The sequence below is a fragment of the Pseudoalteromonas sp. GW168-MNA-CIBAN-0100 genome (assembly GCF_040309225.1).
GTDB lineage: Bacteria > Pseudomonadota > Gammaproteobacteria > Enterobacterales > Alteromonadaceae > Pseudoalteromonas > Pseudoalteromonas arctica.
Map to the genome: position 1 here is coordinate 1 of NZ_JBEOOL010000856.1, position 251 is coordinate 251.

At 40.2% G+C, this 251-nt stretch carries 1 protein-coding gene; it reads right to left on the minus strand.

Translation table 11 applies throughout. The features are described from left to right. Nucleotides 1–251 (minus strand): LrgB family protein (locus tag AAEY62_RS23725; protein ID WP_350636912.1); only part of this gene is annotated, 251 nt, incomplete at both ends.

The following is a 251-nucleotide window of genomic DNA, read 5'->3' on the forward strand; positions in this document are numbered from 1 at the left end:
GTTACAATTAGCGTTATAGGGGTTGTTACACTCAATGCTGCAACTGAGGCGCTAAGTTGTGTGGGTACAGCAAATATCATGCTGAGTAAAAAAGCCACTACAGTGGCGTTAATAACCCCTAAACTACAAGTGGTTACAATTAAGAGTAAGTTTTTACGTACATGAACAAACTGCTGATATAAAGGTAATGCTAGTGCCACAATAGCGGGCTCTAACAGCCAACTTAGTAATTGGCTGTGGCTAGCAAATTT